General features: G+C 70.3%; 11 protein-coding genes and 1 pseudogene. 5 read left to right on the plus strand and 7 right to left on the minus strand.

All coding sequences use genetic code 11. The annotated features are described in order from the left end of the window. The 4 genes from QNJ12_RS21605 to rpmH all read right to left on the minus strand — a co-directional run. Positions 1–1,001: YidC/Oxa1 family membrane protein insertase (locus QNJ12_RS21605; RefSeq protein ID WP_300625869.1), on the minus strand; the 1,001-nt coding region annotated here is incomplete at its 3' end. Between the two features lie 4 nt (positions 1,002–1,005). Next, positions 1,006–1,239, minus strand: coding sequence for a membrane protein insertion efficiency factor YidD (yidD, locus tag QNJ12_RS21610; protein WP_300625871.1), 234 nt, complete (start codon positions 1,237–1,239; stop codon positions 1,006–1,008). Then, complete coding sequence (locus QNJ12_RS21615; protein WP_300625872.1) at positions 1,239–1,580, minus strand: ribonuclease P protein component; 342 nt, start codon at positions 1,578–1,580, stop codon at positions 1,239–1,241. Before QNJ12_RS21615 ends, yidD begins: the two co-directional genes overlap by 1 nt. Then, positions 1,577–1,711: a 50S ribosomal protein L34 gene (rpmH, locus tag QNJ12_RS21620; protein WP_300625873.1), complete on the minus strand. Its 135-nt coding sequence runs from the start codon at positions 1,709–1,711 to the stop codon at positions 1,577–1,579. Before rpmH ends, QNJ12_RS21615 begins: the two co-directional genes overlap by 4 nt. Positions 1,712–2,025: 314 nt before the next feature. Here rpmH and dnaA point away from each other — a divergent pair, with 314 nt between their 5' ends. Both dnaA and dnaN read left to right on the plus strand, forming a co-directional pair. After that, a complete protein-coding gene (dnaA, locus tag QNJ12_RS21625; protein ID WP_367281836.1) occupies positions 2,026–3,402 on the plus strand; it encodes a chromosomal replication initiator protein DnaA in 1,377 nt (458 codons plus the stop codon). A 253-nt stretch (positions 3,403–3,655) separates the two neighbouring features. Beyond that, positions 3,656–4,750 (plus strand): DNA polymerase III subunit beta, encoded by a 1,095-nt coding sequence (dnaN, locus tag QNJ12_RS21630; RefSeq protein ID WP_300625875.1) that lies wholly within the window; start codon positions 3,656–3,658, stop codon positions 4,748–4,750. Positions 4,751–5,099: 349 nt separating this feature from the next. Here the strand turns inward: dnaN and QNJ12_RS21635 are convergent, their stop codons facing one another. After that, a complete protein-coding gene (locus QNJ12_RS21635; RefSeq protein ID WP_300625876.1) occupies positions 5,100–5,753 on the minus strand; it encodes a hypothetical protein in 654 nt (217 codons plus the stop codon). Between the two features lie 266 nt (positions 5,754–6,019). Continuing rightward, entirely contained in the window at positions 6,020–6,406 is a 387-nt protein-coding gene (locus QNJ12_RS21640) for a hypothetical protein (protein WP_300625878.1), read from the minus strand. A 104-nt stretch (positions 6,407–6,510) separates the two neighbouring features. Here QNJ12_RS21640 and QNJ12_RS21645 point away from each other — a divergent pair, with 104 nt between their 5' ends. The 3 genes from QNJ12_RS21645 to QNJ12_RS21655 all read left to right on the plus strand — a co-directional run bounded on the left by QNJ12_RS21645 (position 6,511) and on the right by QNJ12_RS21655 (position 8,731). Continuing rightward, positions 6,511–7,221 carry an HAD family hydrolase gene (locus QNJ12_RS21645; protein ID WP_300625880.1) on the plus strand — a complete coding sequence of 237 codons (711 nt, stop codon included), beginning with the start codon at positions 6,511–6,513 and terminating at the stop codon, positions 7,219–7,221. 62 nt (positions 7,222–7,283) lie between these two features. After that, positions 7,284–8,369, plus strand: coding sequence for a DNA replication/repair protein RecF (locus tag QNJ12_RS21650; RefSeq protein ID WP_300625881.1), 1,086 nt, complete (start codon positions 7,284–7,286; stop codon positions 8,367–8,369). Positions 8,370–8,404: 35 nt separating this feature from the next. After that, positions 8,405–8,731 (plus strand): DUF721 domain-containing protein, encoded by a 327-nt coding sequence (locus QNJ12_RS21655; protein WP_300625883.1) that lies wholly within the window; start codon positions 8,405–8,407, stop codon positions 8,729–8,731. 27 nt (positions 8,732–8,758) lie between these two features. Here the strand turns inward: QNJ12_RS21655 and QNJ12_RS21660 are convergent. After that, a pseudogene (locus QNJ12_RS21660) lies at positions 8,759–9,455 on the minus strand (hypothetical protein); the annotation flags it as partial.

Genomic DNA, 9,455 nt, shown 5'->3' on the forward strand with positions numbered 1-9,455 from the left:
GTCCGCTTCGACGGACGCACCTCGGGCCGGGCGTTGGCCGGCTCCTTCTTGCCCGACTTCTTGGCCTTGGCCTCGGCGCGACGCTCGCCGTTCTTCTTGGCATCGGCCATGTCGCGTCGAGCCTGGGCGAACGGGCTCGTGCCGCCACCGTCCTTCTTGGCGAGCTCGCGCGCCTCGTTGCTCGCCGCCTGGGCCAGCCGTCCGAGCGACTCGTCACCCGAGTAGAAGCGCTTGGTGATGTAGAACTGCTGCAGGATGCGCAGCACCGACTGGACGATGTAGTACACGACCAGGCCGAGCAGGAAGAAGATCTGGAACACGGCGAACACGACCGGCAGGTACTGCATCAGCTTCTGCTGGGCCGGCGACATCGTCGGGCTGACGGCGGCGCGGGCGGCGACCATGCGCTGCTGGAAGAAGTACAGACCGCCGAGGAACACGACGAGCAGTGCGTAGATCAACCCGCGGGTGAAGTCCTCGCCGAGCATCTCGGCGGGGGAGAGCGAGAGGTCGAGGCCGAGCGAGTCCATCTCGTCCTGCCGGACGAGCGACTGATAGAGGTCGGAGGACTCCGAGAGGTACCGGGGGAAGAACCCGATCGTCTCCGTCTCAGGTGCGCCGCCGGCATTCAGGACCGCCCGGGCGACGAGCTCGTTGCCGCCCGACGGCCGGTAGGTCATGCCGGTCAGGATCCGGAACATGATGATGAACACCGGCATCTGCGCCAGGAGCGGCAGGCACGAGGACATCGGGTTGACCTTGTGCTCCTGGTAGAGCTTCATCATCTCTTCGTTGAGCTTCTGGCGGTCGGTGCGGTACTCCGCCTGGAGCTTGCGCATCTCGGGGGCCAGGCGCTGCATCTCGAGCATCCCCTTGGTGCTCTTCAGGATCAGCGGTGTGACGAGGATCATCACGAGCACCGCGATGAGGCCGATCGCGAGGGCATAGTTCTGTGTGATGGCGTACAGCCAGGCGAGCACGGAACCGGGGACTTCGAACACGGGGTCAGCCTTCCTGACGGCGACCGCGGCGACGGTCATGGGGGAGCGGCACGGGATCGAACCCCGAGGGCCCGAACGGACGGCAGCGGAGCAGGCGGCGAACGGTCAGCCACAGCCCGCGGCCCGAGCCGTGGATGAGGATCGCGTCGTGGCCGTACTCGGAACACGACGGGAAGAAGCGGCACGGGGACGGACGACCCTCGGCACCACGTTGGTAGCCGACGATCGCCCGCAGCATCAGGCGCTGGAGGCCGGTGGGAGTTGCTGGAGCAGCAAGGTCAGCTCCGTCCGCAGTTGGTCGAACGTCAGTTCGACTGCCTTCGGTGTCGCACCGATGAGCAGGAGCGACGGCTGACGCGGCTGCGCCCGGTCGAACTCGACGAGCAGCACCCGGAGTCGTCGGCGGAGCCGGTTGCGGGTCACCGCCGAGCCGAGCGCGCGCGTGATCGCGAACGCCACGGACGTCGAGGTCGAGTCGGGATCGGGACACCAGGTGCACCAGAGGGCCGGACGGCGGATTCGCGTGCCGTGAGCCGCCAACCGTTCGAAGGCGGCCCGCTCGCGGATCCGACGGATCAAGCCGACAGGCGGGCGCGGCCCTTGGCGCGGCGGTTCTTGATGACCGAACGGCCGGCACGAGTGCTCATGCGAGCCCGGAATCCGTGCTTCTTCGCCCGGCGGTGGGTGTTGGGTTGATAGGTTCGCTTCACGGTCGTCCTCCTCGAGCGCCTGGCTCGGCACGGTGCCAGGCTGCCACGATCTGATGCAGGTGCTGATGCACGTCAAGCCGGCGACCGGCCGGCCGCATCTCGACCTGGCAAGGCTAGGGGGCGAATCGCACCCGCGCCAACCACCGCCGAACCCGTGAATTCCCCGGCGGTTGGCGTTCTTTGGAGGCCCTCGGCAATCGTGCTATGTTGCTCCGCCTGCACTGACTCCGGTCCGTTGTCCACACCTGTGGACAAGCGTGTGGACGCCAGTGCGTGAGGGTCCCGGAGGTTCCGCGGTGAGTGATCAAGACGAGGTGTGGGCGGCGGTGGCGCAGCTGCTCCGTGCCCAGCTCACCGAGTCGGTCTGGCTCTCCACGTTCGCCGAGGTCGTACCCCAGGTCGACGGTGATCATCAGCGCCTCGTCATCCAGGTGCCGAGCACCCTCGCCCGCGACCGGATCCTGACCCGCTACCTCCCGCTCATCACCGACGCGATGCACGACATCGGGGCCGGCGAACGTCAGTTCGACGTGATCATCGGCGCCGAACCGCACGCTCCCGACACCGCCGAGATCGTGGCGATCACCCCGTCGACGCCCCCGCCGGCCCGTGACACCACCACCGCCGTCACCGACCCCGCGACCGCGACGATGACCGACGCGCTCGACGAGGCCGGCCTCAATCCCCGGTACACGTTCGAGACCTTCGTGAAGGGCGCCTCCAACCAGTTCGCGCTGGCGGCCGCCTTGCGGGTCGCCGAAACGCCCGCCCGCAGCTACAACCCCCTCTTCATCTACGGGTCGGCCGGGCTCGGCAAGACCCACCTGCTGCACGCGATCGGCCACTACGTGCACAGCAACTACCAGCACCACGTCGTGCGGTACGTCTCGACCGAGACGTTCATGAACGAGTACGTCGACGCGATCCGATCGAACTCGATGGCCGGCCTCCGCCGCCGCTACCGCGAGATCGACGTCCTGCTCATCGACGACGTCCAGTTCCTCGAGGGCAAGGAAGGCCTCCAGGAGGAGTTCTTCCACACGTTCAACTCCCTGCACGGTGCGAACAAGCAGATCATCATCTCCTCGGACCGGATGCCCGATGCGATCCCGACGCTCGAGGAACGGCTGCGAGGGCGCTTCAAGTGGGGGCTGATCACCGACATCCAGCCGCCCGACCTCGAGACGCGGCTGGCGATCCTCCGCAACAAGTCCGAACGCGAGAAGGTCCAGGTGCCGGCCGAGACCCTCGAGTTCATCGCCACCAAGATCTCGACCAACATCCGCGAGCTCGAAGGTGCCCTCATCCGCGTGACCGCCTACGCCAGCCTGAGCGGCGAGCCGATCACCACGGACCTCGCTCAACAGCAGCTCGCCGACCTGCTCACCGACACCGAGCCGAAGCCCCGCACCGAGGACGAGCTCCTCGCCGACATCGCCGAGATCCTGGGGTTCGAGGTCGAGGCGCTCAAGGGCAAGAGCCGGCAGCGACCGCTGGTGACTGCGCGGCAGATCGCGATGTACGTGTTCCGCGAGCAGACCGACCTGAGCTATCCGAGCATCGCCCGCCTGTTCGGCGGCCGCGACCACACCACGGTGATCCACGCCGTCGAGAAGATCCAGCGCCAGATGGGCGAGCGCAAGATGATCTACGAGCAGGTCACCGACGTCGTCCAGAAGCTCAAGCTGTGAAGGCCGCGACGACGACCGTGCACCCACACCAGGTGTGGACAGCGCGCTGGACAACCGGATGTCGGCTGGTGGATACCGGACGTTCATCCACCGAATCACACGCGCGTCATCCGCGACCTGGGGACGAACGTGGACAACGGCGCGCGGCGACGCGCGGCCTCTACGCTGGGGGAACGTTGGGTTGTCCCCAATCCACAGCCCCTACTACTGCTTCTAATTCGATACATCACACATTGGGGAGAAGGGCGGCACTGTGAAGTTCCGTTGTGAGCGAGAGATCCTGGCCGAAGCGTTGGCGACCGCCGGCAGAGCGGCGACGAGCCGGACCGGCACGTTGCCCGTGCTGTCGGGAGTCCGGCTCGACGTCGCCGACGAGATGTTGACGGTCACCGGCACCGACCTGGAACTGACGATCAGGCTGTCGGTACCGGTCCACAGCGACGGCGACGGTTCGGCCGTGGTGCCGGCCCGCCTGGTGGCCGACATCGTGAAGGCGCTGCCGGCCGGTGCGGTCGAGGTCAGCCTCGACGACGAGGAGATGTCGATCAGCGCCGGACGCTCGCAGTTCTCGGTGCGGCCGCTGTCGTTGAGCGACTATCCCGCGCAGGTCGAGCCCGACGCCGAACCGGTCACGCTCGCCAGCGAGCTCGTCGGCAACGCGCTGCGGCAGGTGGTGCGTGCCGCGTCGACCGATGATGCACGTGCCGTGCTCACGGGTGTGCTGATCGAGTCCGACGACGAGGGCCTCAAGATGGTCGCCACCGACTCGTACCGGCTGGCCGTCCGCGATCTGCCCCAGTCCTCGATGCTGGCCGCCGGCCAGAAGGTGCTGGTGCCGAGTCGCGCGCTGGCCGAGCTCCAGCGCATCCTGACCGATGGTGACGAGCTGACGGTCCGACTGGGGGCACGAGAGGCGGTCTTCGAAGCCGCCGGCACCCGACTGACCACCCGGCTCATCGAGGGCGAGTACCCCAACACCCGCAACTTGCTGCCGACGTCGTATCCGAACCTGTTGACCGTCGGCCGCGACGCGATGCTCGAGGCCCTGCGACGGGTGAAGATCCTCGCCCAGGACTCGACACCGGTGCGGCTGACGCTCGGCGCCGAGACCCTGCAGCTGACCGCGATCACCCAGGACGTCGGCAACGCCGCCGAGGAGATCGATGCGTCGTACGACGGTGCCGAGATGACGATCGCGTTCAACCCGGACTACCTGGCGTCGGGGATCGAGGCGGTCGAGGGCGACGAGGTGACGCTGGCGACGATGGACCCGATGAAGCCGGCGGTGCTGCGCGGCGTCGGCCACGACGACTACCTCTACCTCCTCATGCCCGTTCGCGTGCCGTAGGCGGTCCGGTTCGCCCGATCGCGGCGTTGCGATTCACCGCTCGTTGCCCCGAGGCAACTCGGGTTCTCGCGCCTTGCGCTCGAGCGAACCGATCCCGCCTCAGGTGTTCAAGAACCGCGGCCGCCAAATGTGTGCGTCGGTGGGGCGATCATGGCGGCGGCGTTGCGTCTCGCCGCTCGCTGACCGCAGTCAGCTCGGGCTCGTCGCGCCTTGCCGTCGCACGATTCGATCCCCGCTCAGCCCCATGGTCGCGACCGCTCGACGCGTGCGTCGGTGGGGGCGGTCACGACCATCGCGTTGCGGCTCGCCGCTCGCTGCCACGACGCACGACCGGGATCGGGTCACTCGGTCACTCGTCGCTGAGGGCGTCGAGCCACTCGCCCCAGAAGAACTTCCATGCCGGCAGCTCGTCGACGGTCGTGAGGCGTTCGTGGCTGACCGTCACCTTGGTGCGGCCGTCCGCCTTCGGCTCGATGGTGAACAGGGCGCTGCCGGGGCCGATCGCGATCCGCACCGCCTTCGACGTCGGCTTGGAGCGCAGCTCGGTGTCGTGGCCGGGGAAGAGGTCGCTCCGCGCGTCCGCATCGAACAACAGCGCACGCAGCTCGTCAGCGGCCACCGGCACCGTCTTGGACTTGCCGGCGGTGAACGTGCCGTCGGCCATCTGATTCGGGAGGCGTCGGCCCGTGATCCGCTCCCACCCGCCGGTGATCGCCTGCGCCCACCAGTACGTCACGTCGTACCGGTCGTGCACGTGGGTGGCCACGGCCGCATGGCCGCCGGTGTGACCGGGCCAGGCGTCGATCAGGTCGCACCTCTCGTCCCAACCACGGCCGGTCGCGGCGCGGACGCGCTCGTCGTTCATCTCGGGCTCCGACATCCACACCGGCCCGCCCGCCGCCCGCTCGCCGTCGAGCAGCGATCGCCGGGCCGAGGCGTAGCGCTCCCCGGTCGTGGCCATGCGGGCGCGCACCCGCTTCTTGAAGGATTCCTGCTGGGTCATCTCAACCGTCTCTCCGTGCCGCGGCGGCGCGCGACCGACGGCCCACGCTCGTCGACCGCGGCCCGGGCACGCCGGTCGGATCGAAACCAGGATCATGCCGAGCACTCGAGGTCCCCTTTGCCTGCTCGACACCGGTGGCGTGGGCACCGGACGCAGGTGAGGCGTGGCACGCCGCCGACGCCGAAGCTAGCACTCCCCGGTGGACGTGGTGTCGCCCCCGGAACGCCGTCGCCGGCGACACAGGGCGCCGGCAGGGATTCGGTCGATCAGAGGCCGGCGAGCAGGCTGGCCAGCGCGATGAGCACGACCGGGACTGCGAGGTGCGCGACGATGTAGCCGGCGCGACGACCCGCCGGTCGGCAGCGCCTGACGATCACCACCCCGGAGGTGACGTAGGCGACGCCGGCCGCCGCTGCACCCACGGCGCCGCCGAGGAGCGCGGCGCCCAGGTCACACCACATCTCGCTCGGGCTGCAGTCGTTCGCAGCTGCGACGGCCGTGAGCGCACCGAGTGGGATCCCGGTGACGAGCGCGACGACCGAACTGACGAGCGCCGCCACGCCGACGAGCGCGAGCGGGTGAGCGAGGCGGTCGGGCGAGGGCGCGGCCTCTGCTCGCGGGGTCGGCGGGGGCAAGGGCGTGTGAACTGGCATGCGTCCATGGTGAGCGAGCCGGGCGAAGACCGCCATCGGGCGAATCCCCCAGCGACGCCTGGGGTCCACCTGCACGGCCGCGCTCCGGCTGCGAGCATGGGGTGATGGCGATCCGCGGGGTGGTGTTCGACCTGTTCCACACGCTGGTCGACACCGAACACCTGCGTCCGCCGGGCTACCACGTGACGCACCCGATCGCCGAGCTGCTCGGTCTCGACCTCGAGCCGCTCCGGCGGTGGTGGCACACGACCTCCGACGAGCGCGAGACGACGCCGGTCGATCTCGTCGACCTCGTGCAGCGCTACCTCGGGCCGTCGGGGCGGACGCTGACACCGGTCGAGCGGACCCGGATCGACGGGTACCTCGGCGTCGCCCGCGACGACGTGCTCCGCCACCCGGAGCCCGAGATGGTGGCGCTCGTCGGCCGACTCGTCGCCGACGCGCGTGTCGGTGTGCTCAGCAACTGCTACGAGCGAGAAGTGCGGTGCTGGCCCGAGTCGCCGTTCGCGCCGCTGGTGCACGGCTTCGTCCGGTCGTGCGACATCGGCGTCATGAAGCCCGCGGCGGACGCCTACCGGGCCGCCCTCGACCCGCTCGGCATCCCGGCGAGCGAGGCCGTGTACGTCGGCAACGGGGCGAGCGACGAGCTCGCCGGCGCCGCCCGGTTCGGGTTCGCGGGTGTGATCCACTGCAACGTGTTCGACCGCTCGAACGGTCTCGTCGACGAACCCGAGCAGCGCCGCCGGGCCGCCCAGAGCGACGTCAGCGTCGACACGATCGTGGCGCTCGAGGGCGCGCTCGGCACCTGGCTCTGAGCCCTCCCCGACGTGGCGCGTTCCCGATCCGCGGGCGCGCCGAACCGTAGGCTTGGCCGGCCATGATCGTCGAGAAGCTGGAGCTGACGGACTTCCGGAACTACGAGTCGGCGTCGTTCGATCTCACCCCGGGGGTCACGGCGGTGCTCGGGCAGAACGGTCAGGGGAAGACGAACTTCGCCGAGGCGCTCGCCTACCTGGCCACCTTGACGAGCTTCCGCGGCGCACCTCCGGACGCGTTGATGCGCGCCGGCGCCGGCGCCGCCGTCATCCGGGCCACGGTGCGCGACGACGACGGGCGGGAGGTGCTGATCGAGGCCGAACTGTCGCGGACCGGCCGGAACCGCGTGCAGGTCAACCGCCAGAAGCTGGCCCGGACCCGCGACCTGCTGGGCGCGCTCCGGGTCAGCGTCTTCGCGCCCGACGACCTCGTGATCGTCAAGGGTGGGCCGGGCGAGCGCCGGCGGTTCCTCGACGACGCGCTCGTGGCGCTGGCGACGAAGTACGACGCGGTGCGCCTCGAGCTCGATCGCGTCGTTCGGCAGCGAAACGTGCTGCTCAAGCAGGCCGGCGGCCGGTTGACCGACGAGATCGCCGTGACCCTCGACGTGTGGGACGCACGCTTCGCCGAGGTCGGCGACCAGCTCGGCTACGCCCGCGCAACGCTCGTCGCACGATGTCGACCGATGGTCGCCGAGGCCTACGAACAGCTGGCCGGGGAGCCGGCCGCGGTCGAGCTGGAGTACGAGCCTGACTGGCGCCGCGCCGGGCTCGCGGCCGCCTTGTCCGATGCTCGCGAGGCCGACGTGCGGCGCGGGGTCTCGACGGTCGGACCGCACCGCGACGAGGTCTCGATCGGACTCGACGGTCTCCCCGCGCGAACCCACGCGTCGCAGGGCGAGCAGCGAACGCTGGCGCTCGCGCTCCGGCTCGCCGCCCATCGCCTGGTCGCCGAGCGGACCGAGTCGACGCCCGTGCTCGTGCTCGACGACGTGCTGTCCGAGCTCGATCCGGAACGGGCGACGGCGCTGCTCGCCAACCTGCCCGCCGGGCAGGTCGTCATCACGTCGGCGTCGCCGTTGCCGCCCGCGGCGCGACCCGCACGCACGCTCGAGATCCGAGGCGGTACGGTCGTCGCCGACCGGTGAACGTCGGCTGCGACGCGTTCATCCGGGTCCGTGCCATGAACGACCGCGATCCGATCCCGCTCTCGACGTCACTCGACGGCGTCGTCAGATCGCTGCGCGGCCCCAGTCGCGAGACAGTGGGTGGCCTGTTCGGACGGTGGGACGAGGCGGTCGGCGCTCAGGTGGCCGAACACGTGCAGCCGGTCAAGCTCGACGGCGGCGTGCTGGTGGTCGAGGTCGACGACCCGGCGTGGGCCACGCAGGTGAAGTTCCTCGGCGGCACGATCATCGAGCGCCTCGCGGAGGTCGCCGAGGTCCGCGTCGATCGGATCGAGGTGCGCGTCGATCGCCGCAACGCACGCGGCGCCCGCCGCGATCGCTGAACCCTGAGGCGCCTGGGGCGCCTGCGATCACTCCGACTCGGTGCTGACGTTGCCGGCTTCGTTGATGGCGTCGGTGAGCCAGCTGACCAGGGGAGGGCCCGCCACTGCACCGACGACGAGGGCGCCGGCCGCCACGCCGATCTTGATCTTGCGGCTCTTGGCCTTGCGCTCGGCCCGGATGGCCGCCGCGCGCAGCTGTGACTCCGACGGTGCGCTCTTCTCGGGCATCAGGTGCGCCATCGGATGCCGCGGTTCGGCCGGCTCGGACAGCGTCGTGGGATCGATCTCGGGACCCTCGCCGACCGGCGCGGACTGCTCGACGACCGGTTCGGACGCCGTGTCCGGAAGCTCCGGCGCGACCTGGGGCAGGCTCGGGGCGTCGTCGTCCAGCGCGACCGGCGTGGGCGCCGCCGGTGCCTCCGGCTGTGCCACGGGCGCCGGTGCGGCGATCGGCGCGGTGGCGAGCCGCGGCGCCTCGCCGTCGAGCATCAGGTCGAGGCGCTGGGCCGGCGCCGGCGCGGCAGCGGGTGCGTCAGGCGCGACGGAGAGGGTCGGCAACGCCGGCTCTGCCGGGCCCGGCGCGGGCATGGCGGGCGCGTCCGGGGCCGGTGCGGCCGGCGCCGCGGGCGCCGCCATGTCGGGCGCCGGGAGTGCGGGCGCGGGCATCGCCTGGGGGTCGGGCAGGCTCGGGGGAGTCGAATCGTCGACGGCGATGTCGGTCATG

This window comes from Ilumatobacter sp. (assembly GCF_030065885.1).
Taxonomy (GTDB): domain Bacteria; phylum Actinomycetota; class Acidimicrobiia; order Acidimicrobiales; family Ilumatobacteraceae; genus Ilumatobacter.